The sequence below is a fragment of the Pseudomonas sp. Tun-23181 genome, assembly GCF_057415455.1.
In genome coordinates, this window is sequence record NZ_CM171630.1 from 5,819,373 (window position 1) to 5,839,426 (window position 20,054).

The 20,054-nt window shown below is 66.2% G+C and carries 13 protein-coding genes; 3 read left to right on the forward strand and 10 right to left on the reverse strand.

Features of this window, described 5'->3' with window-relative positions:
• Position 1: 1 nt before the first annotated feature.
• The 3 genes from tssE to tssB are packed head-to-tail and all read right to left on the reverse strand — an operon-like array spanning position 2 to position 2,453.
• Positions 2 to 412: a type VI secretion system baseplate subunit TssE gene (tssE, locus tag ACDI39_RS27335; RefSeq protein ID WP_225789124.1), complete on the reverse strand. Its 411-nt coding sequence runs from the start codon at positions 410 to 412 to the stop codon at positions 2 to 4.
• The gene (gene tssC / locus ACDI39_RS27340; protein ID WP_253101590.1) at positions 409 to 1,899 is read right to left on the reverse strand and encodes a type VI secretion system contractile sheath large subunit; all 1,491 of its coding nucleotides are present in this window, start codon (positions 1,897 to 1,899) and stop codon (positions 409 to 411) included. The genes tssE and tssC overlap by 4 nt, the downstream gene beginning before the upstream one ends.
• Before the next feature lie 50 nt (positions 1,900 to 1,949).
• Positions 1,950 to 2,453 (reverse strand): type VI secretion system contractile sheath small subunit, encoded by a 504-nt coding sequence (gene tssB / locus ACDI39_RS27345; protein WP_225789126.1) that lies wholly within the window; start codon positions 2,451 to 2,453, stop codon positions 1,950 to 1,952.
• A gap of 332 nt (positions 2,454 to 2,785) precedes the next feature.
• Here tssB and vasI point away from each other — a divergent pair, with 332 nt between their 5' ends.
• Genes vasI through tssM form a run of 3 tightly spaced genes read left to right on the forward strand, consistent with a single transcriptional unit; the run spans position 2,786 to position 8,477 of the window.
• Positions 2,786 to 3,436, forward strand: a complete 651-nt coding sequence (gene vasI / locus ACDI39_RS27350) for a type VI secretion system-associated protein VasI (protein WP_253081438.1) — start codon at positions 2,786 to 2,788, stop codon at positions 3,434 to 3,436.
• Positions 3,424 to 4,878: a type VI secretion system protein TssA gene (gene tssA / locus ACDI39_RS27355; protein ID WP_225789128.1), complete on the forward strand. Its 1,455-nt coding sequence runs from the start codon at positions 3,424 to 3,426 to the stop codon at positions 4,876 to 4,878. The genes vasI and tssA overlap by 13 nt, the downstream gene beginning before the upstream one ends.
• Positions 4,879 to 4,886: 8 nt before the next feature.
• Positions 4,887 to 8,477 carry a type VI secretion system membrane subunit TssM gene (gene tssM, locus ACDI39_RS27360; RefSeq protein ID WP_486537190.1) on the forward strand — a complete coding sequence of 1,197 codons (3,591 nt, stop codon included), beginning with the start codon at positions 4,887 to 4,889 and terminating at the stop codon, positions 8,475 to 8,477.
• 75 nt (positions 8,478 to 8,552) lie between these two features.
• Here the strand turns inward: tssM and ACDI39_RS27365 are convergent, their stop codons facing one another.
• From ACDI39_RS27365 to treZ, 7 genes are all read right to left on the reverse strand, one after another.
• Positions 8,553 to 9,632 carry an autotransporter domain-containing protein gene (locus tag ACDI39_RS27365; protein ID WP_253101575.1) on the reverse strand — a complete coding sequence of 360 codons (1,080 nt, stop codon included), beginning with the start codon at positions 9,630 to 9,632 and terminating at the stop codon, positions 8,553 to 8,555.
• A 318-nt stretch (positions 9,633 to 9,950) separates the two neighbouring features.
• Positions 9,951 to 10,745 (reverse strand): endonuclease/exonuclease/phosphatase family protein, encoded by a 795-nt coding sequence (locus ACDI39_RS27370; RefSeq protein ID WP_225789131.1) that lies wholly within the window; start codon positions 10,743 to 10,745, stop codon positions 9,951 to 9,953.
• Positions 10,746 to 10,842: 97 nt separating this feature from the next.
• Positions 10,843 to 12,996: a glycogen debranching protein GlgX gene (gene glgX, locus ACDI39_RS27375; RefSeq protein WP_225789132.1), complete on the reverse strand. Its 2,154-nt coding sequence runs from the start codon at positions 12,994 to 12,996 to the stop codon at positions 10,843 to 10,845.
• 189 nt (positions 12,997 to 13,185) lie between these two features.
• Positions 13,186 to 13,452: a DUF2934 domain-containing protein gene (locus tag ACDI39_RS27380; RefSeq protein WP_225789133.1), complete on the reverse strand. Its 267-nt coding sequence runs from the start codon at positions 13,450 to 13,452 to the stop codon at positions 13,186 to 13,188.
• Between the two features lie 14 nt (positions 13,453 to 13,466).
• Positions 13,467 to 16,241 (reverse strand): malto-oligosyltrehalose synthase, encoded by a 2,775-nt coding sequence (locus ACDI39_RS27385; protein WP_486537191.1) that lies wholly within the window; start codon positions 16,239 to 16,241, stop codon positions 13,467 to 13,469.
• Entirely contained in the window at positions 16,238 to 18,307 is a 2,070-nt protein-coding gene (gene malQ, locus ACDI39_RS27390) for a 4-alpha-glucanotransferase (RefSeq protein WP_253081442.1), read from the reverse strand. Before malQ ends, ACDI39_RS27385 begins: the two co-directional genes overlap by 4 nt.
• Positions 18,304 to 20,046: a malto-oligosyltrehalose trehalohydrolase gene (gene treZ, locus ACDI39_RS27395; protein ID WP_253081443.1), complete on the reverse strand. Its 1,743-nt coding sequence runs from the start codon at positions 20,044 to 20,046 to the stop codon at positions 18,304 to 18,306. Before treZ ends, malQ begins: the two co-directional genes overlap by 4 nt.
• Positions 20,047 to 20,054 lie beyond the last annotated feature (8 nt).

The following is a 20,054-nucleotide window of genomic DNA, read 5'->3' on the forward strand; positions in this document are numbered from 1 at the left end:
GCTACCTTACTCGGGTGTAACGGTTGTGGCCATTGACCAGCAGCTCGATCTGCAACTGCTCCATGCGGTCGTTCACCTGCACCTGGCAGTCCAGCCGCAAATGCAGCTCCAGCGGGGCATGGGCATCAGGCACGGCCTTCAGCGCACATACTTGGATGCGCGGCTCAAAGCGCAGAATGGTGCGGCGAATGTCGGCGCTCACCTGCTGCAGCAAGTCGCCGCTGTTCAGGGCATGCCCGTTGAAGTCGCGCAGGCCCAGGTCAGGGCTGCTCTGCGAGCAACCCTGGCGGGTGTTGAGCAGCGTTTCGAGGTGGCGCTTGATCACCTCGAACCGGTGCCCAGCCGGTTCCTGTCGGGCGTGGCTCCGGCAGGTCGGCGCCTGCGCTGTCAGGCGGTCGAAGAGGCCCGTCATGGCGTGTCGAGGCGGCCGACCAGGGAGATTTCGAAGTTCGCGCCCATGTACTTGAAGTGGGGCCGCACGGCGAGCGAGACCTGGTACCAGCCCGGGTCACCTGCCACGTCCGACACTTCGACCCTGGCGGCTCGCAAGGGACGGCGGCTGCGTACATCGGCCGAGGGGTTTTCCTGGTCGGCGACGTACTGCTTGATCCACTTGTTGAGTTCGGACTCCAGGTCGCGCCGTTCCTTCCAGCTGCCGATCTGCTCGCGCTGCAGCACCTTGATGTAGTGGGCCAGCCGGTTGACGATGAACAGGTAGGGCAACTGGGTGCCGAGCTTGTGGTTGGTCTGGGCCTGCAGACCTTCGGGCGTCTTGGGGAAGGTCTTGGGTTTTTGCACCGAGTTGGCGGAGAAGAACGCGGCGTTGTCGCTGTCCTTGCGCATGGTCAGGGCAATGAAGCCTTCCTCGGCCAGTTCGAACTCCTTGCGGTCGGAGATCAGCACTTCGGTCGGGATCTTCGCTTGCAGTTGCCCCAGCGACTCGTACAGGTGGACGGGCAAGTCCTCCACGGCGCCGCCCGACTGCGGGCCAATGATGTTCGGGCACCAGCGGTAGCGGGCAAAGCTGTCGTTGATGCAACTGGCCAGCAGGAATGCGGAGTTGCCCCACAGGTAGTTCTGATGCTGGCCGTCGATGTTCTCGTCATAGTTGAAGCTGTCGATCGGCTGCTGCTGATGGTGGTAAGCGGATCGGAGCATGAAACGAGGCCCGACCAGTGCGATATGACGGGCATCTTCGCTGTCGCGCAAGGCGCGCCACTTGGCATGCCGTGGGCCGGCGAAGATGTCTTTGATCTCCTTCAGGTTGGGCAGGTCTTCGAAGCTGCTCAGGTTGAAGAACTCAGGTGCGGGCGCGGTCAGGAAGGGCGCATGGGACATGGCGCCTACCGACGCCATGTAGCTCAGTAGTTTGATGTCGGGAGAAGAGGGGCCGAAACTGTAGTTACCCACCATGGCCGCGATCGGCTCGCCACCGAACTGGCCATAGCCGGCGGTATAGACATGTTTGTAAAGTCCACTGCAGGTGATATCGGCGGCATTCTCGAAGTCGTCGAGCAAGTCTTCTTTGCTGGCATGCAGGACTTCAAGCTTGATGTTCTCGCGAAAGTCCGTACGGTCGACCAGAAGTTTGAGGCTGCGCCAGGCGGCTTCAAGTTTCTGGAAATCAGGCTGGTGCAGAATGGCGTCCATCTGCTTGCCGAGCACCCGGTCGACTTCGGCAATCATTTGATCGACGCGATGTTTGTTGATGCGTTGATCGGGATCATCACTCTTGAGTATTTCCGTGATAAAGGCTGCCACGCCTTGCCGGGCAACTTGATAGCCTTCTTGAGTCGGCACCAGCATTGTTTCGGCCATGAGCTGGTCGAGCAATGTGGTGTTGCTTGAAGCCTCGGTTACAACGTCAGTTGCAAGGGTTGTGCTGTTCTGGGTTGGCATCGGGGGGCGCTCCGTTGTCTTGCTCGACCCTGTGTGGGGCCACGTTTGGTTCAGGCTTCTTTCGGCGCTTCAAGCACCCGTTCCAGTTCGTGCGCAAGCTGTCGACGGGCGCCTTCATCGTTCAGGAGCTGCTGTAACCGTTTGCGGAAGGTGGGGACGTTGCCCAGCGGGCCCTTCAGGGCCACCAGCGCTTCGCGCAGCTCCAGCAGCTTGTTCAGCTCCGGCACCTGGCGCGCGATGTGATCCGGCCCAAAGTCGTCGATCGACTTGAACTGCAGGTTGATCGCCAGTTCGCTGTCGGCGGCTGGGTCGAGCATGGAGGGGACCGACAGGCACAGGCCGACACCTGCGTCTCTCAACACATCGTTGAAAGTGTGCTTGTCGATGCGCATGACCGGGCGGTCTTCGAGCGCGCGGGCGTCATCCAGCCCGAAGTCGCCCAGGGCCAGCATCTTGTGAGGCAGCTCTATTTCGGCCTGCACGTCTCCTGCGGCCGGTACATATTTGATGTTGATGCGCTCTTTAGGCGCGACGGAACTTGTACTTCTGGACATCGGCGCGTAACTCCCCGTTTTGTGTAGGACGTTTCGCGCAAGGCATATTAACTTGGGTTATTAGTTTGTAGGAATTTTCCCAAGTTTCTTTCTTGTCATAATCGTTATGTTTGGTTGCTTGTCGTTGCTCTAAAAAACCATGCATGGAAATATGGCGTCTGGTCGAGTTTAAAAATGTAAGGGAATATTTATTTGTATGCGCTTGGGTCTGTGTAATAGTCTCGTGCCCATTCTGCCGGGCTTCTTTGATCGCTGTCGTGGCGCATGAGTGTCGGAGAACACTTTCGCCCTATGTAGGGCATTTGTACTTTTGGGAAAAGAGTGAACTTACGATGATTACCCGCTATGTCTATGGCGCTGGTCTTTCGTTGCTGTTTTGTATTGGGCCCGTGCTGGCGAGCACGGCGCGGGATTGCCCTACGATCGTGTCCAACCTCGAGCGTTTGGCTTGCTTCGATCAGGCCGCCGGGACGCCGGTGCGCCTGCCGAGGTCGACTTGGTCTGCACCTGAGCAGGATTCGCCGACCTTGCGCCGCGTGATGGCCAACGAGGCCCAGCGCGCGCCAGACGACCTGACGTTCCGCCTGAGCGCCGAGGACGAAGGGCTGGCAGGGCATAGGCGGGTATTGATCTCGGCGCCCGCGATAGCCTCCCCCGAGCCGCGCCCCTACCTCGCTATCAGTTGTGTGCAGAACATCTCGAGATTGCAGTTGATCGTCGGGCAACCCCTCGAGGCCAAGTGGGTAAAGGTGCAGTTGCAAGGTGAGCGAGGGGCGACGAACGCGACGCCCTGGCAGGTGATGGAGAATGGCCAGGTACTCGATGCGGGCAGGGGATTGCCGGCCATCGAGCAGATCAAGCCGGTGATCGGCGCGCACCGTATCCATGTCGTCAGCGATCATCCCGTCGTCGACGGGCTGAGCTTCGACGCCCAGGGCCTGGACCCGCTGATCGAGCAGGCGCGTCAAGCATGTCGCTGGTAGCGCAGGTCTCGGCGCAGGAAATCGCCCTGCTGCTGGCGCCCATCGACCCGGAGGCGCCTGCGGGCCTGTTCGATGTCGAGGATGAAACCTACCAGGCGATCGACCAGGAGATGGTCAAGCTGGGTGGCCTGCAGGAGGCCTCCATCGACTGGTCCTACATCGAGGAAGCCTCCCGCCAGTACTTGAGCCAGCAGTGCAAGCACCTGCGGATCGTCGGGCATTTGAGTGTCGCTTGGTTGCGCAGCGGTTGCTGGGAGCGTTGGGGGTTCACCCTGGAACTGCTGGCTGGAATGGTCGAACGCTACTGGGAGTCCGCTCACCCAAAGCCAGGCCCCAAGGGGTTCTTGGCCAAGCGCAAGTGGGTGGGCTTGGTCACCGGTCGCTTGGCCGAAGCGTTGCCCCGGCTGGACCGCTTTACCTACACGCCGGCCCACGCGGCGGCCGCCCAGCGCGCATTGACGCGCCTGCAGCAGCAGGCGGATACGGCGCAGCTCGACTCGGCTGCCTTGGGCGAGCTGGAGCGCTCGCTGCTCGCGCAGGTGACGCTCGCCAACGGCAGTGTGCAGGCCTGCACGGCCAAGACGGCAACGCCCAAGGCCGAGTCGGCACCCCTGGTCGATGCCTTCGCTCCGGCCAAGACCAGCATCTCCCTGGGCAACGAGCGCGAGACGCGCCGAGCCGTGTTGAGCATGGCCGAGTTCATCAACCAGCAAGACCCATACGACCCCACCGGCTACCAACTGCGCCGTTTCGGTTTGTGGGCCCATATCCAGGCGGCGCCGATGGCCAGGCACGAGCACCGCACGGAGCTGATGGCGGTGCCGGCGGATATCGCCCTGGGCTACGAAGAGGCGATTACCGGCACGGCGATCGACCCCGCCTTGCTGCTGCGCATCGAAAAGAGCGTGACCGCCTCGCCGTACTGGATTCGCGGCAGCTTCCTGGCGGCAACCGTCGCTACCCGTTTGGCGATGGGTGAGGTGGCCGAAGCCATTCGTAGTACCTGCGCCCGGTTCGTGCAGCGCTTGCCCGCGCTGCAGCAGTTGCGCTTCAGCGATGGCACGGCCTTCGTCGATGACCAAAGCCTTGCGTGGCTCGCAGGTGGGCAGGCCCAGGCTGGCCAAGGGGCGCCTTCGCACGCGTTCGGCGGCCTGCGCGAGGAACTGTTCAGCCAGCTGGAATCTGGCGGTGTGGAACCCGTGCTGCTGCGGCTACAGGGCATGCAAGCGGACTTTCGCGCGCCTCGCGAGCGCTGCCACAGCACGGTGATCGCCGCCGACCTGCTCGCCGCGCGGGGCCTCTCGTGGCTCGCCCAGGACCTGTGCGCCAGCGTTGCCCGGACCATGCAGCAAACGACCGCCGATGCGTGGGAGCCGGAGGTCTTCCAACGGCTCCAGCAATACAGCGCCGCTTCGGTGTTGATCGATCAGGACAAGGACTAGGAGCCCTCATGAATCGACTCTGGACATCATTCAAACGTTGGGGCTTGCCGCTGGTCACGCGCATCGGCGTGGCGATGCCGCTGCTGCTCGGGGTGGGGGCCTTGCTGATGCTGGTCGCCATCTGGTGGCTTGGCCCGCACTGGACCTGGCGTGGGCAACAGCTACTGGCGAACGTGGCGCAGCGCAGCGTGGCCAGCCTGGTGCTCGTCCTGGTGCCGCTGCTGTGCTGGTCGCTCGTTCTGCGCGTGCGGTTTCGTCGGCTGCAAGCGGAGCGTCGGCAGGCGCTCGCGGCCGAGGCCGATCCTTGCCTGCCGTTCGTCATGGCCCAGGAGCAGGCACTGAACCGGGGGCTGGCGAACTACCTCGAGCATGCGGGTGGGCGTCGGGCGCTGTATCGGCTGCCTTGGTACCTGCTGCTGGGCGAAGAGCAGGCCGGCAAGAGCCGTTTCATCGAGCACTCGAACCAGTGTTTTTCCCTGACCCGTATCGACCAGGCCCAGGCCCGTGGCCGCCACGCCGAAGACGTCCCCTATCCGGTGCAGTGGTGGATCGGCAATGAGGCCGTCATTCTCGACCCGCCAGGCGAATTCCTCACCCAGGCCTCCTTGGGGAATCACGTGCCCGGTGGGGCAGGCGACACACAACCTGCAGTGCCAGCCGCTACTCCATCCAAGCTCTGGAACCACTTGCTGGGCTGGTTGGTGCGCAACCGAAGCCGCAGGGCCCTCAATGGCCTGCTGCTGGTCGTCGATCTGTCATCGCTGTTGCACGCCACGCCCGCCCAACGCACCGCGCTCGCCCATGTGCTGCGCACGCGCTTGCATGAAGTGAGCAGCCAGCTGGGTTCACGCCTGCCGCTTTACGTGGTGATGAGCAAGGTCGACTTGCTGGACGGTTTCGAGCCGTTCTTCGCTCGCCTTTCGGACTCGCAACGCGAGCAAATGCTGGGGTTCACCTTCAAGCTGGAGACCATTGGCACGTTCGACGCCTGGTTGGACGAGTTCGCCGATCATTACGATCAACTGATCGTCCGGCTGTATGAGCAGATGCTGGAGCACCTGTGTGTGTTGGGCTGCCCGCGACAGCGCGAGGGCCTCACGTCGTTGCACGCGCAGTTGATGGGCCTGCGCCCGACCTTGCTGAACTTTCTGCGCGAGGTGCTGGCGAGCGACCGCTTCACCACGCCGGCATTGGTGCGAGGGGTGTACTGGTCCTCGGTGCTTCAGCAAGGCGAAACGCGCAATGCGTTCGTCCGCGAGGCGGCACAGCCCTACGTGGCCGAGCCCCCCTTGCGCGAAGGCAAGCCGCAGGGCAAGGCATCGGTCTATTTCACCCAGCAGGTCTTCCAGCGCGTCATCTATCAAGAAGCGGGCCTTGCCGGCGACAACGTGAAAGTGGCACGCCACAAGCGCCACCTGTTGTGGGTCGGTTCGGGGGTAGGCGCCCTGGCGATCGCCATTGCCGTCGCCAACTGGCAGCGCTACTTCGATATCAACGGGGCCAAGGCGACCAGCGTGCTGGCCAAGAGCCAGGCATTCAGCCTCCAGCATGTGGACCAGCAGGTGGACCCGACCGGGCGGAACCTGTTGGCGCCGTTGGATCAGATTCGCGATGCGGTTTCCGTATTCGGTGACTACCGTTCGGCATGGCCGGGCGTGGCCGATTTCGGCCTTTATCAAGGGCGTGACATTGGGCCAAGGGTCGATGAGGCTTATCTGAGCCTGTTGTCGCGACGCTTCCTGCCGGCCATTGCCAGTGGTGTCGTCGATGCCATGAGTGCCGCCCCCGAGGGCAGCGAACGACAGATGGCTGCGCTCAGGGTCTATCGAATGATCGAGGAGCGCCAGAACCGTCGCCCTGGCTGGGTGGAGGACTGGATGGCCCGGCAGTGGCAGCTCGCGTTCCCTGGGCAAGGGCAACTGCAGCGAGACTTGATGCGCCACCTGGAGTACGCCTTGGCCTATGCCGATACCGACTTGTCGCAGTATCGCCAGCGCGTCAGTGAAACCCAGCAATCGCTGCGCAAGGTCCCGCTGCCGCAGCGCGTGTACGCCAGCCTCAAGCAGCAGGCGCGGGAGCGGTTGCACACTGGCCTGGACCTGCGCAACCAGGTCGGGCCGGCATTCGATATCGTCTACCAGCCGGCCGCCGGTGCCGCGCACGGGTACGACGGCATCCGGCTGGCCCCGCTGCTGACGGCCAAAGGCTTGAAGGACTACTTCGAGCCACGCAGCCAACAGCTCACCGAGATGGCGATGATCGACCAGTGGGCGTTGGGTGAGCGCGACCAGGCGCACTACACCGATGCCGACCGCGAAGCCTTGACCGAACGCATTGGCAACCTGTACAGCAGCGACTACATCGACAGCTGGCGGCGGGCCTTGAATGCCTTCGCGGTGGCCGACTTCCATGACCTGAACCATGGCGTCTCGATACTCGAACAACTGACGGGGCCTGCGGCGCCGTTGCAGCGGCTGCTGGAAACCGTGCGGGACAATACCGTCCTGTCCTCGGCGCCGGCTGCAGCAGAGCAGGGCGAGGCCGCCGTGCTCAAGCGTGTCGGTGGTGCATTCGAGCAACAGCAGGCCATGGGGATTCAGCGGGCGTTCGCGGGCTTGAATGCCCTGTTGCAGCCAAAAGGAGAGAGCCCGAGCTACTACGATGAAACGCTCGACGCCATCATCGCCGTCCACGGCTACGCGAAAGCGGTGCAGGACAGCCCGGACCGAGGCAAGGCCGCATTGCACGCGGTACTCCAGCGCTTCTCGATGACGGCGCCCGACCCGATCGGCAACCTGCAACGCATCGCCACCGGGCTGCCCGAGCCCATCAAGCAACAGGTCAGGAAAGTCGCCGAGCAAACCGCCTACGTACTGAATGTCGAGGCACTGCGCGAGCTGGAGCGGCGTTGGGATGCCGAGGTGTACAGCTTCTTCCAGCAGCGGCTGGCGGGGCGCTATCCCTTCGTCGTTCGGGCGCCCGATGCTTCGCTGGATGACTTCGAGGCGTTCTTCGGGCCCAAGGGGCGCTTGCAGCAGTTCCAGGACCAGTACCTCAAGGTCTTCCTGAAGGACAATCTCGAGGCGCTGCAGCCTGGCCAGCACGGTGAGTCGCTGATCCGTAGCGACCTGATCGAGCAGTTGGCAGCGGCAGACCGCATCCGCGAGACCTTCTTCGATCAACGCGGCAACCTCAGCGTGCAGTTCAGCATCGAGCCGCTGGGGCTCAGCGCGAACCAGCGCACCAGCCTGCTGGACCTGGATGGCCAATTGATTTCCTACACCCACGGCCCGAGCCAGATCACGGGTGTGGTTTGGCCCAATACCCTGGGGCAGCAGGTGCGCAGCAACCTCACATTGCTCAGGCGCAATGGCAACAGCAGCAGCCTGGAGTATCGCGGCCCCTGGTCGATGTTCCGCCTGCTCAGCCGGGGTGCGCTCAATGGCCGGACCGCGACCAGCGTGGACCTCGGTTTCAAAACGGGGGATGGCGTGATGCGCTATCGGCTGAGCGCCGAAAAAGCGTTCAACCCCATTACCCAGCAGCCCTTCAAGGGCTTCAGGCTGCCGCGTACCCTGCTTGGGCAGGTCCATCCCTGAGGGTGATGAAGCCCGCTTGATGAGTCGGTCGTACCGGCCCCTTGGCGGCGAACCGCGCGAAGGGGCCGGTACAGGCTACCAACGCATCCTGACCCCGAGGCTGCCGATCAGCCCATTGAGGTCATTGTCATCCACATCGCTGCTGTAGTCGGCACTGACGAACAACGCCACCTTGGGCGTGACCCGCGCCACCAGCCCCAACCCCAGCTCGACGGTGGTGGAATTGCGCGAGCTGGAGATCTTGTCCACCTGGTCCAGCTTCACCGGCTCGGCATTGTTGAAGTCATACCAGACGTTGGTCCGCACATAGGGCTCGATGGGCATGCCGCGCACTTCGTAGCGCCCCGACAGCCTGGCGCCGACCCGGCCGCTCCAGCTCGGTTGGCTGTCGAAGGCCTGCAGGGTTTCTTCCTGTACCTGGTTGCCAGGGAAGAACTGCTGGTTGATCAACTGTGCCTGGGGCTCGATCACCCAGCCGCCACCCAGGCCGATGGGGTAGCCGCCTTCTACCGAGAAGGTCATCGCATGGCCGCTGTCGTTCAGGCGCTGGCCGCTCTCGCCGCGGCCATTGACGTCGATGCGCGTGCCCATGGCCACGGCATCGAGGTGCCAGCCTTGCTCGTGAGTCATGCTCCAGTACACCCCCAAGCTCTCGCCGCTGAGGTTGACGGCGTTCTTCTGCTTGTCGCCCAGCAGCCTGCGCGTGCCGTTTAAGCTGCTTTGCAGGTTGTTGTGGCCGACGAATATCCCCGCGCGATGGACATTGCCACTGGCGGTTTCACGCACGAACAGGTCCGGGCCGATCATCAGTTGCTGGCTGGGCGCCTCCAGTTGCTCCGGCGCCTGCGCACCGAGGCGGGGGCTGCCGGGGAAGAACTGCGCCCATTGGCTGGTGACCAGGTCCGGGGCTGCCTGCCCGTGGCGCTCGACCATCTGCTCGGAGAAGGCGTGCAAAGCGCTCAGGCCCAGGCCGCTGGCGCTGACCGGGTCCAGGGACAGTTGCGGCATCGTCGGCTGCTGCAGCAGGGCGGCGAAGGGCGCCTCCTCCTCCTGCAGGTCGAGCGCGAAGGTTTCCACCGGGGTTGCCAGGAGCAGCGACGTGGAAACCGCGCAGAAAATGCAGTCGAAACGCACAGGATTCGAGGTTCTTTTCATGGCGGATCTCCTCTGTTGTGTGTGTACAGCCCAAGGACCTGGCCTGATGTCACGAGCTGTACGACCGAACAGAGGGCGACCCAAACCAGCACGCAAGCCGGCCCGAGCGCGCACGAAAGGCGCGAGCTAGAGGCCCGGCGCGAGTTTTTCACGACTGGTGATAACGTTCAGCTAAGGAGAGGTCGGCGCCTGCGTCAAGAAAACGTGGAAACGCCGACAAGGTGGCAGGACAAGGTGTAACTCATTGAATACATGAGTAAACGATGCGCCTATAGCGAGGAAGGTTCTTTGCCGCTGCCCGGCTATGCCGAATCATTGCTAGAGCCGGACTTCCACCGCCAGCGGCAGGTGATCGGAGAGGTGTGTCCAGGGCCTGTGGCCGAGGATCTTCGGGGCGTGGCTCTCGGCGTTGCGCAGGTAGACGCGGTCCAGGCGCAGCAGCGGCAGGCGCGCCGGGTAGGTGCGGGCGAGCAGGCCATGGTGGCGTTCGAAGGCCTCGTGCAGGCCGCGCTCGCGGCCCAGGGTGCGGTTGCCGCGCAACTGCCAGTCGTTGAAGTCGCCGGCGATGATCACCGGGGCATCCGCCGGCAAGGCGTCGAGCAGCTTGCGCAGCAGGCGCAGCTGCTTCTGCCGGTGACGCTCGAGCAATGACAGGTGCACGCAGATCGCATGCACCTGGCGCTGCCCGGGCACATCGAGGATGCAGTGCAACAGGCCACGGCGCTCGGGGCCTGTGATCGACACGTCGAGGTTGCGGTGCTCGATGATCGGGTATTTCGACAGCAGGGCGTTGCCGTGGTGGCCATCGGGGTAGACGGCGTTGCGCCCGTAGGCGAAGTCGCTCCACATGCTGTCGGCGAGGAACTCGTACTGGGAGGTCTGCGGCCAGCCGGGGTAGCGTGCGGCGTGGCGGTCGTGGCTGCCGAGCACTTCCTGGAGGAAGACGATGTCGGCCTGGGTGCTGCGCACCGCTTCGCGCAGTTCCGGCAGGATGAAGCGCCGGTTGAAGGCGGTGAAACCCTTGTGCGTGTTGACCGTCAGGACCCGTACCCGGTGTACGGCCGGGGCCTGGCTGACGGTGGCGAAACCTGGACTGCCGGCTTCGAGGTTCACGGTGGCTCCTGGTATCCATCTGCGACGAGAAGCATCGCCACCCCCTGTGAGGGCGGCGCCCGATCTACAGTCTAGGACCGAACCCTAACGCTCGGGTTCACTCCTCCTCGCGTTGCAACACCATCAGCAGCAGCGAGCGCCCCTTGACCTCGAACTGGGTGTCGAACGCCAGGTGCTGCGGCTTGCGCATCTGTGGCCGGTCGGTGTCGACCAGGCAGCTCCAGTAGTCGCCTTCCGGCACCGTCGGCAACTGGAAGGGCACGGTGTCGTGGTAGGCATTGACGATCAGCAGCAGGGTAGCCTCGCCCCCGGGGCGGGCGATGCCGCTGACCTGGGCACGGCCGTCCATGAGCATTCCCAGGCAGCGGCCATGGGGATCCTCCCATTGCTCCACGGTCATCTCGCTGCCATCGGGCGCCAGCCAGGTGACGTCCTTGACGCCGATCGCCTCGTTGTAGTCGCCGACCAGAAAGCGCGAGCGCCGCAGCACCGGGTAGGCCAGGCGCAGGCGGGTCAGGCGCTTGACGAAGGCCAAAAGCTCGGCGCCGTCCTGGTCCAGGTCCCAGTTGATCCAGCCGATCTCGCTGTCCTGGCAGTAGGCATTGTTGTTGCCATGCTGGGTGCGGCTGAACTCGTCGCCGGCGACGATCATCGGCGTGCCCTGGGCCAGCAGCAGGGTGGCGAAGAAGTTGCGCATCTGGCGCATGCGCAGGGCATTGACCTGTGGGTCGTCGGTGGGGCCCTCGACGCCGCAGTTCCACGACAGGTTGTTGTCGGTGCCGTCCTGGTTGTTCTCGTCGTTGTCCTCGTTGTGCTTGTCGTTGTACGAGACCAGGTCGCGCAGGGTGAAGCCATCGTGGGCGGTGACGAAGTTGACCGAACTGTAGGGGCGCCGGCCCCGGTTGTTGAACAGGTCGCCCGAGGCGGTCATGCGCGCGGCGAAGTCTGCCAGTTGGCCTTCGTCGCCTTTCCAGAACGCCCGCACGGTGTCGCGGAAACGGTCGTTCCACTCGGCCCAGCCGGGGGCGAAGTTGCCGACCTGGTAGCCGCCCGGGCCGCAGTCCCAGGGTTCGGCGATCAGTTTGACCTGGCGCAGCAGCGGGTCCTGGCGGCAGGTCACGAGGAAGCTGTGGCGCTCGCTGTAGCCGTCATGGTAGCGGCCGAGGATGGTCGCCAGGTCGAAGCGAAAGCCATCCACGTGCATCTCCCCGGCCCAGTAGCGCAGCGAGTCGGTGACCAGTTGCAGCACGCAAGGGTGGCTCAGATCGAGGGTGTTGCCGGTGCCCGAGTCGTTGATGTAGTAGCGTCGGTCGTCGGGCATCAGGCGGTAGTAGGAGGCGTTGTCGATGCCGCGCATGGACAGGGTCGGGCCCAGCTCGTTGCCCTCGGCGGTATGGTTGTAGACCACGTCGAGGATCAGTTCGAGCCCGGCGTCATGCAGGTGCGCGACCATCTCCTTGAATTCGGCGATCTTGCCACTGGCCAGGTAGCGCGGGTGCGGGGCGAAGAAGGCGATGCTGTTGTAGCCCCAGTAGTTGTTCAGGCCCTTGTCCAGCAGGTGCTGGTCGTTGACGAAGGCGTGGATCGGCAGCAGTTCGATGGACGAGACGCCCAGCTCCTTGATGTGCTTGAGCAGCTCGTCGTTGGCCAACCCGGCGAAGGTGCCGCGATGGGCTTCGGGCACCGCCGGGTGGCGCATGCTGATGCCGCGGGTGTGGGCCTCGTAGAGGATGGTGCGCTCCCAGGGGATCTGTACCCGCTGGTCACGGCCCCAGGTGAACGCCGGGTCGATCACCTTGCACTTGGGTACGAAGGGCGCGCTGTCGCGTTCGTCGAAGGAGAGGTCGCCGTCGGGGTGGCCGATGGTGTAGCCGAACAGCGCCTCGGACCATTTCAGCCCGCCCACCAGTTGCTTGGCGTAAGGGTCGATCAGCAGCTTGTTGGGGTTGAAGCGGTGGCCGTTCTCCGGCTCGTAGGGGCCGTGGACGCGGTAGCCGTAGACCAGCCCCGGGTGCGCGTCGGGCAGGTAGCCGTGGTAGATCTCGTCGGTGTATTCGGGCAGTTCGATGCGTTCGAGCTCTTGCTCGCCGCTGGAGTCGAACAGGCACAGCTCGACCTTGGTGGCGTTGGCCGAGAACAGGGCGAAGTTGACCCCCAGGCCGTCCCAGGTGGCGCCCAGGGGGAAGGGCAAGCCTTCGCGGATGCGCGAGGGGGCGACGGAGCGGGTTTTCTTCGGAGTGCGGGGGCTCATGGTAGTCCTCGTATGGCCGGGTCAAAGGGGCATGGGGGCTGCTGTGCAGCCCGTCGCCGGCAAGCCAACGCCCACGGTGTCCTTTGCATGACACCTGCTTCGGGGGCACCGCAGCCCCCTGTGGGAGCCGGCTTGCCGGCGATGGGCCGCACAGCGGCCGCAGAGGCGGCTGGACGATTACGCAGGGCCTCAGCCCGCCGTCGGCTTCTTCACCGCACGTGGCTTTTTCGCCGCCGCCGGTTTCGCCACCGGTGCGGCCACGGCCTTGGGTTCGGCCGTCGCCTTCGGCTTGGCCGGCGCCCGCTTGCGCGGGGCCGCCTTGGGGGCCAGGGCCTCGGCTTCGGCGAGCTTGCGTGCCATGTCCCAGTGACGCTCTTGCTGGCCTACGGGTTTGCCTTCCGATTCCCAGATCTGGTAGGCGAATTCGCGAATACGCTTTTCATCGACACTCATCATGACGCTCCTGATGCTCAAGATTGTTGTATCAACACGTTGACCGGAAATTGCGCCAGCACGGTGCTCAACATCAGCTCCCTTGAAGGGCTGACAGCACCGCCGGCGAAAAGTCCCGAGCAAGTGGCAGGCGACAAGGCAAACGGCAGGATCAGCCGGGTATCGTCCCAGTTCTGCGCCGGGATCAGGGGTAGGGGGGCGGTGCCGAGCAATTCACTGGCCAGGCGCGGTACCACGACGATGGCGCGCGCCTGGTCGCCGAGGCGGGCGAAGGCCAGCACCTTGTCGGCATGGCGCCCCAGCACGGTCAGCGGCAGGTAGGCGCCGCGGCCGAACAGCTCCGGATGGGCCTGGCGGCAGTCCAGCATGCGGGCGATCAGCGCCTGCTTGACGCGGCCATCGCGCCAGTGCTCCAGCAGTTCGGCCAGCGGTGCGTTGTCGTCCAGGCTGGCCCGCCTCACAGCGTAGTCCACCGGGCGGCGGTTGTCTGGGTCGACCAGGCTCAGGTCCCAGTATTCGTTGCCCTGGTACAGGTCTGGCACGCCGGGCGTGGTCATGCGCAGCAGGCACTGGACCAGGCCATTGAGCGCGCCGGGGCAGGCGATCCGTTGCGCGGCGGCGTGCAGGGAGTGGCGCAGTTGCTGGTGCTCGCGGGCCAGCAGCAGGCCGTCCACGTAGGCCGCGCAGGCCGCCTCGAACGCCTCGTTGGGCGCGCTCCAGGTACTGCGCAGCTTGGCCTCGCGCAGGGCCTTGCACTGCCATTGGCGGATGCGCCCGGCGTAGTGGCGCAGGGCCGTTTCGTCGTCCGGGTCGAGGTCCAGGGGCCAACTGCCGAGCAGGGTCTGGTACAGCAGCAGTTCGTCGCCGGGGCCAGGCGCCAGGCCGTCGTCCAGTGGCTGGCGCAGCGGTGCGGCCAGTTCGCGCCAGTGTTCGACCCGGCTGGCCAGCCAGGGGCCGCGCTCGCTGAGCACCGCCAGGCGCGCGCGGCAGTCCTCGCCACGCTTGTGGTCGTGGGTGGCGGTGGCCAGCAGGTTGTCGGGGAAGTCCCGCAGGCGGCGCTGGGCCTCGTTGTGGAAGTGCTCGGGCGGGGCGCTGAAACGCTCGGCGTCGAAGCCTACGTCGTTGCGCGACAGCAGCCGTGCCGAGCGGTAGAAGGCCGTGTCCTCGACGGCCTTGGCCGCACTCGGCGCGGTCAGTTGCTGGAAGCGCACGCAGGCGTGGCGCAGGTGCTTGCGCGGTCGCCCCGGCGGCAGCTGACGCCAGGGCTGGCCACCGAGCCAGCGCTGCAGGTGATCGAGCAGTGGCCAGTCGGCTTCGCCCAGGCGCTGCCGTGCACCGGCCAGGGCCTGCTGGAAGAACCCTTCGTCTTCGACCGGGCGGCCGCAGGCATTGATGTAGGTGCGGTACACCGGGTAGTGCTCGACCAGCGCCTGCAACGCACGGCGGATCGCACCGAGGGTCAGGTCGCGGGTCATCAGGTCGTCGCGCGCCACCTGCAGCAGCGCCTGGGCCACCGACTCGCAGTCGCCGGCCAGGCTGGCGTTGAGCACCAGGTGACGGGCCTGGCACACCTCCTCGGGGAAAGGCGGGCGTTCGCTGAGGCTACTCCACAGTTCGGTCAACGGCGCCTCGCCGGCAGGGTCGTGCTGCAGCAGCGAGACCTGGTTCATGAACTCGTAGCCGGTGGTGCCGTCGGTGAGCCAGTCGCGGTGCAGTTGCTCGCCGGCACCGAGGATCTTCTCCACGTAGATCGGGAAATGCTCGATGCCAGCCTGCAGCGGCCGCTTCGCCAGCAGGCCATCGACCCGCCTGCGCAGCTTGCGGCAGTAGCGGCGTGGGTCGGCCAGGCCGTCGATATGGTCGATGCGCAGGCCATCGACCAGGCCGCGCTCGATCAGCTCGAACAGTTTGGCGTGGGTGGCCTCGAACACCACCGCGCGCTCGACCCGCAAGCCACCGAGTTCGTTGATGTCGAAGAAGCGCCGCCAATTGATGTCGTCCGCCGCGGTGCGCCAGCTGGCCAGGCGGTAGGTCTGGCGCTCCAGCAGCAGGTGCAGGCGCTTGAAACCGGCCTCTGTGCGGCTGTCGAAGGCGGCCAGGGCCTCGTCCAGGCGGGCACCGCCCCGGGCCAGGCGTGCCAGTTCCGCGTGCAGGGGCAGGGCATCGGCCAGCGGCTCGGCAGACTCGTGCAGGGCGCTGAAGTGCTGGGCCAGGGCGCGCAGCGCCGGGTCTTCGCTCTGGCCAAGGATGCGCCCATAGTCCAGCGGGCAGATCGGGAAACGGTGTTCGTAGTGGGCGATCTGCAGCAGGCCTTGGCCTGCATCGAAGGTCAGCGGGATCTCGCCGTTGCGCAGCGCCACGCCATAGTCGTTGGCCAGGAACGGCAGCAGCAACTGGCCGGCCAGCAGCGGGTCGCTGGAATGCCACTGGATATCGAAGAACTCGGCATAGGGGCTGCGCCGCCCCCAGGCCAGCAGGCTCTGCCACCAGGGGTTGTCGGCGCCGCCCACGGCCATGTGGTTGGACACGGTGTCGAGGATCAGCCCCATGCCATGCTGGCGCAGGGCAGCCACCAGGCGCTCCAGCGCCGCCTCGCCGCCCAGTTCCGGGTTGACGTAGGAAGGGTCGACCACATCGTAGCCATGCCGCGACCCTGCGCGGGCCTTGAGAATCGGCGAGGCGTACAGGTGGCTCACCCCCAGGCGGGCGAAGTAGGGCACCAGCGGCACCGCGTCGTCGAGGGTGAAGTCACTGTGCAATTGCAGGCGCACGGTGGCGGTCAAGGGCTTCATCGATCACGCTCCCAGGCTTGTTCGCGGGCCTGGGCCAGCAGTTCCAGGCGCCGTGCGGCATCGTCGTCGTCGAGCAGTTCGCGCACCGGCCGGGCGAAGCGCCGACGCCAGTTGGGGTGGCCATCGGTGGTGCCAGGCAGGTTGGGCTGTTCGTCGCAGCCGAGCAAGTCTTCCAGGGGGATCAGCACCAGCGGCGAGCGGGTGTGGCCGACGTAGCGGATCGCCGCATCGATCAGGGCGTTGTCGTCGTGCAGCGGGCCGTAGTTGTGTTCCAGGGTGCGGCGCAGGCCTTCGCGCTCCCGCTGGCGGGTGTGCCGCCAGTGCAGCTCGGCGGCCGCGTCGATCAGCTTCAGGCGGTGGCTCCAGTCGATGTCACGGGCCTGCAGCCAGCCGGCCAGGGGCGCCAGGTCATGGGTGCCGGTGGTGGCCAGGGCGTCGTCCGGCCAGTCGAGGATCGGCTTGAAATGCCCGGGCGGGTCTTGTTCGAAGGGCAGCACGCGCATGCCCAGCACGGCCCTGTCCGCCAGGCGCTCGCGCAGGCCCTCGGGCACGGTGCCCAGGTCTTCGCCGAGGATCAGCGCCTGGTGGCGTACCGACTCCAGGGCCAGCAGGCGCAGCAGGTCTTCCAACGGGTAGTGCAGGTAGGCGCCTTCGCTGGGCCTGGCTCCGCGCGGGATCAGCCACAGCCGGCGCAGGCCCATCACATGGTCGATGCGCAGGCCGCCGGCATGCGCCAGGTTGGCCCGCAGCATCTCGATGAAGGCGCGGTAGCCGTTGCGCCGCAGGCCCTCCGGGGAGAAGGCGCAGATACCCCAGTCTTGCCCGGAGCGGTTGAGGATGTCGGGGGGGGCGCCGACCGTGAGCTCGGCCAGCAGCTCGTCCTGGCGGCTCCAGGCCTGGCTGCCGGCACCGTCGGCGCCCACCGCCAGGTCGGCGATCAGGCCCACCGCCATGCCATTGCCGCGCGCCGCTTCCTGGACCCGTTGCAGACCGCGCTCGGTGAGCCATTGGCAGAAGGCATGGAACTCCACCTGGGCCGGGTGGGTGCTGGCGAAGGCCTCCACCTCCGGGTGGTAGGGGTCGTGCCAGGCGGGTGGCCAGGTGCGCCAGTCGGCGCCCAGGCCACGGGCCATGGCCTCGGCCTGCAGTACCTGGAAGCGGCAATGGTGCTCCAGGGCCTGGCCGCAGGCCTTGCGGAAACTGTCGAAGTCCTCGCGCAGTGGGTGCTCGCCCTGGCTGAAATCGCGGTACAGGGCCTGCAGCAGCCGGTGCCGGGCATCGGCGGCACGGGGCCAGTCGACCAGGTGCAGGTGTTCCAGTTCGTCGAGGGTCGCTTGCAGGTCGCAGGCCTCGATGGCTATGCGCACCGCCCGCTCGCCGAGCACCACCGCGGGGCTGGCATACAACGTATTGAGCAGCAGCCGGCTGGAGGGCGAGTAGGGGCTGTAGTGCAACTGGTCGGCAGCGGACAGCGCGTGGATCGGGCTGATCGCCAGGGCATCGGCGCCGCGCTCGGCGGCGCTGCGTGCCAGTTGTTCCAGGGCCTGGCAGTCGCCGTAGCCGCCATCGCCCGGCCGGCGCAGGCTGTAAAGCTGCACCGCGAGGCCCCAACAGCGTGGTGGCGGTTGTTCGACGGCATCGTGCAGTGCATGGCAGCGCGGGGGCGCCACGGCGACGGTGAAGCGACGGCCGTCGATGTCCAGCCGGTGGTAGCCGATGGGCAGCTCGCCGGGCAGGCGGGCCAGCCCATCGAGGGCCAGCGACCCTTGGCTGCCGTCCTCCAGGGTGCAGTGAACCGGGCTGCCAGCGGCGAAGTAGCGCTCCAGCGCCAGGGGCTGGCCCTGGTCGGCTGTCAACAGCGGTGGCAGGTGGTCGGCGTCTTCGGCCTGGTCCAGGGCCTGCAGGCTGGCCTGGATGGCGGCATCGTCGTCGGCGGGGTGGCCCAGGCCTGCCAGCACCCGGCGCAGGACTTCGTCACTGACCTGCTGCGGGCGGGCGTTGGCGTCGATCCAGTCGCGGGCCAGCCCCACCCGGGCGGCCAGACGGTGCAAGGGCAGTTCGCTCATGGCGTCTCCTGGCCAGGGGGCAGCAGGCTGACCACGCAGCTGTGCGCGGGCAGGGTGGTGGCGAGGTGCGCGGTGTCGCTGCTGTCGAACAGGCAGCGTTCGAGCGCGGGCAGTGCCACAGGTTGCGCTTCGGCGCCCAGGTTCAGGTCGATGCGCAGTTCGCTGCCATCGCCCAGGCGCCAGCGCGCGGTCAGTGCCCGCTCGCCCAGTACCTCGGCACCGAGGGCACGGCTGCCGGGCAGGTGCGGGACGACATGGCGACGGCGCAGTGCCAGCAGGCGCTGGTACAAGCCGTGCCAGCCGGCCAGCACGTCCTGGGCGTCGAGGCGTGAGGCTTCGAAGGTGTCCGCGGCGTTAGGGTCGGGAATCCGCGCGCGCTGCTGCGGGTCGGCGAAGGCGGTGAAATGGGCGAATTCGTTGCGGCGGCCTTCGCGCACGGCGTCGGCCAGCTCGTCGTGGTGGTCGGTGAAGAACAGAAAGGGCCGCCGGCTGCCTTCCTCGTCGCCCATGAACAGCAGTGGGATCATCGGTGCCAGCAGCAACAGGCCGGTGGCCGCGCGCAGGGCCGGGGGCGGGCAGAGGCGGCTCAGGCGCTCGCCCAGGGCGCGGTTGCCGATCTGGTCGTGGTTCTGCAGGAACAGCACGAAGGCGCTCGGCGCCAGGTGCCCACTGGGTTCGCCCCGGGGGATGCCGTGGCGGTTGGCCTGGCCCTGGAAGGCGAAGCCCTCGGCCAGGCAACGGGCCAGCTTGGCGATCGGGCGGTCCTGGTAGTCCTGGTAATAGCCTTCGGTCTCGCCGGTCAGCAGCACGTGCAGGGCGTTGTGGCCATCGTCGTTCCACTGCGCATCGAAACCCTGTTCCAGCAACGCGGCTTGGTTGTGCTCGTTCTCCAGCACCAGCCAGACCTGGCGGCCAGGCGCCACGGCGGCGCGTACCCGCCTGGCCAGCTCGACGAGGAAGTCGGGCTGGTCGATGGCATGTACCGCGTCCAGGCGCAGGCCGTCGAAGCGGTAGTCGCACAGCCACATCAGGGCGTTCTGGATGAAGAACTCGCGCACTTCGGCGCGGCGAAAATCGATGGCGGCGCCCCAGGGGGTCTGCCGGTCTTCGCGGAAGAAGTGGCTGGCGTACTGGTGCAGGTAGTTGCCGTCGGGGCCGAAGTGGTTGTAGACCACGTCGAGCATCACCATCAGGCCGTGGCCGTGGGCCTCGTCGATCAGTTGGCAGAGCGCTTCGGGGCGGCCGTAGCTGTGTTGCGGGGCGAACGGCAGTACGCCGTCGTAGCCCCAGTTGCGCTCGCCGGGGAACTGCCCCACGGGCATCAGCTCGATGGCCGTGATGCCGAGTTCGGCCAGGCGCGGCAGCTGCCGGGCGACCCCGGCGTAACCGCCCAGCAGGCCGACGTGCAGCTCCTGGATCACCGCCTCGGGCCAGGGCCGGCCTTGCCAAGGGTGGCGCCAGGGGTAGCTGCCCAGGTCCAGCACCTGGCTGGGCCCGTGCACGCCCTCGGGCTGCAAGCGCGAGGCCGGGTCGGGCACCTCCAGTTGTTCATCGATGCGATAGCGATAGCGGTCGCCGGCCCGGCACGGGGCGATGGCGGCGAACCAGCCATCGCCCTCGGGCAACAGTTCGATCGGTGGTTGTCGTTCCAGTTGCAAGCTCACGCTGCGCGCATCCGGCGCCCAGAGGGCGAAGCGCGCCGACGTGGCGTCCAGCAGGTGTGCGCCATGCCTGTGCATCTTCGATC

Bases quoted from the DNA above. Each gene is read 5' to 3' on its own strand.
- ACDI39_RS27380 (WP_225789133.1), bottom strand. From the start codon at position 13,452: ATGATGAGTGTCGATGAAAAGCGTATTCGCGAATTCGCCTACCAGATC.
- ACDI39_RS27365 (WP_253101575.1), bottom strand. From the start codon at position 9,632: ATGAAAAGAACCTCGAATCCTGTGCGTTTCGACTGCATTTTCTGCGCG.
- tssE (WP_225789124.1), bottom strand. From the start codon at position 412: ATGACGGGCCTCTTCGACCGCCTGACAGCGCAGGCGCCGACCTGCCGG.
- vasI (WP_253081438.1), top strand. From the start codon at position 2,786: ATGATTACCCGCTATGTCTATGGCGCTGGTCTTTCGTTGCTGTTTTGT.
- tssA (WP_225789128.1), top strand. From the start codon at position 3,424: ATGTCGCTGGTAGCGCAGGTCTCGGCGCAGGAAATCGCCCTGCTGCTG.
- treZ (WP_253081443.1), bottom strand. From the start codon at position 20,046: ATGCACAGGCATGGCGCACACCTGCTGGACGCCACGTCGGCGCGCTTC.
- tssC (WP_253101590.1), bottom strand. From the start codon at position 1,899: ATGCCAACCCAGAACAGCACAACCCTTGCAACTGACGTTGTAACCGAG.
- glgX (WP_225789132.1), bottom strand. From the start codon at position 12,996: ATGAGCCCCCGCACTCCGAAGAAAACCCGCTCCGTCGCCCCCTCGCGC.
- tssB (WP_225789126.1), bottom strand. From the start codon at position 2,453: ATGTCCAGAAGTACAAGTTCCGTCGCGCCTAAAGAGCGCATCAACATC.
- malQ (WP_253081442.1), bottom strand. From the start codon at position 18,307: ATGAGCGAACTGCCCTTGCACCGTCTGGCCGCCCGGGTGGGGCTGGCC.
- tssM (WP_486537190.1), top strand. From the start codon at position 4,887: ATGAATCGACTCTGGACATCATTCAAACGTTGGGGCTTGCCGCTGGTC.
- ACDI39_RS27385 (WP_486537191.1), bottom strand. From the start codon at position 16,241: ATGAAGCCCTTGACCGCCACCGTGCGCCTGCAATTGCACAGTGACTTC.